A 1,795-nucleotide genomic window follows, 5' to 3' on the forward strand; every position below is an offset into this window, starting at 1 on the left:
CCAGCGTCAGCACGGAAAGGTTGAAGGGCTGACCAGTCTTCTCAGCCTCGGCATGCAGTGCGTCGATCTCGTCCCTGGCATGCGCCATGAGGCGTTCGTCGCTCAGGCCCCAGTCGCTGCGGAAGTTCTTCTCCGGTTCGTCGGCGGCACGCCAGTCGGAAAGACCCTTCTGCTCGGAGTAGCCGTGGCTGCTCAGGAAGGTGTCCTTCGCTGCGAAGGAGGCGTTGGCACCGCCCAGGAAGACGTTGGTGTAGCCGTGCTCGTCCAGGACATCACCCAGGCAGGTGATCCCTCCCAGGTAGGTGTCGACGTCACCGCCGAGCTCGTTGAGGGCGCTGCTGCCCGCGGCGGAGCCGATGCCCTTCAGCGGGACGCCGCACTGCGTCGAGGTGAGACCGGCCATGGTCCAGCCTCCACCCTTGTACTGCTGGAAATCTTCAACGCTCTGCCAGCCGTCCGAGGCCTTGGTGGCCTCCTTCAAAGGAGCGAACGCGTCCTTCTCGAAGAGCTGGTCGTCCGCGAGGGTGGCCTCGCCGGACTCGAGGTAGATCAGCACCAGATTGCGCTTGTGCTCGTCGCTGGTGACGATCGGCTCCACATAATAGTCGCCGATGTCGTACTCGGAGTTCGCCGCCTCGATGTAGGCACCCACACCCACCGTGGTGGCGAAAGCCGTGGTTCCGCCGACGACCACCGCGGCCACCAGGGCGGTGGAAACGGTGCGCAGGACCCATTGCGAGCGTTGAGGACGCATGGCGTCACCACTGCGGCGGCGTTTGCGGCGCCGGAAGTACTGCCACAGGCCGATCCCGCCGGTGATGAGCAGGGGCACGACGCCGATCCCCAGGATGCCGATCCAGACGATGGGTCCGCCCCCGCCGTCGGTTTCCACGGAGACGAGGTTCAGGAGCATCTGACCTACAGAGATCTCTCCCCAGTAGAAACGGATGCCGGCCGCTGCGATGAGCAGCGCGAGCCCCGCCCAGATCAGGACGTAGACCAAGATGTGTCCCACGACGACGCCGATCCGTCGGGTCACGTAAAGAATCCGGTCAGACATGACAACACCTCGCGTTCCGAATGCCCGGGTGTTCGCCGAACACCCTTGACATCCAACCCGTTCTCGGGCCGATAGAAACCTAGTACCGATACGCTACCCGTTCAACCGTGGTTTACCCGCTAATAACGAGTCGTACACCGCAACACGGGCCGCGCGACCCTCGGCGGTCAGTGGAAGTCTCCCAATCGAGAGCTCGTCTTCAAGCAACTGAAGCTGGTCAGCACAAGCTGCCTCAATTCAGACCGGAAAGCCGCGTCGGCTGCCGGGCTCCAAACGCCGGCAGAGGCTACATTCATCCGCGGCTTCTATGCGCTTGATGCTGACCTTCGAGGTCTCCCCGCCCCGTGCGGGCGGGAGGACGTAGACCAAGATGTGTCCCACGACGACGCCGATCCGTCGGGTCACGTAAAGAATCCGGTCAGACATGACAACACCTCGCGTTCCGAATGCCCGGGTGTTCGCCGAACACCCTTGACATCCAACCCGTTCTCGGGCCGATAGAAACCTAGTACCGATACGCTACCCGTTCAACCGTGGTTTACCCGCTAATAACGAGTCGTACACCGCAACACGGGCCGCGCGACCCTCGGCGGTCAGTGGAAGTCTCCCAATCGAGAGCTCGTCTTCAAGCAACTGAAGCTGGTCAGCACAAGCTGCCTCAATTCAGACCGGAAAGCCGCGTCGGCTGCCGGGCTCCAAACGCCGGCAGAGGCTACATTCATCCGCGGCTTCTAT

2 protein-coding genes are annotated in these 1,795 nt (G+C 62.8%); both read right to left on the reverse strand.

Annotated features, from left to right (window positions below; all coding sequences use genetic code 11):
- A partial coding sequence (locus Y705_RS0106230; RefSeq protein ID WP_253908517.1) for an alkaline phosphatase family protein occupies positions 1–1,060 on the reverse strand: 1,060 nt, incomplete at its 3' end.
- Positions 1,061–1,297: 237 nt separating this feature from the next.
- Positions 1,298–1,486 (reverse strand): hypothetical protein, encoded by a 189-nt coding sequence (locus Y705_RS22690; RefSeq protein ID WP_216698754.1) that lies wholly within the window; start codon positions 1,484–1,486, stop codon positions 1,298–1,300.
- Between the last annotated feature and the right edge of the window lie 309 nt (positions 1,487–1,795).

The organism is Arthrobacter sp. H41, from assembly GCF_000520535.1.
Lineage (GTDB): Bacteria > Actinomycetota > Actinomycetes > Actinomycetales > Micrococcaceae > Arthrobacter_D.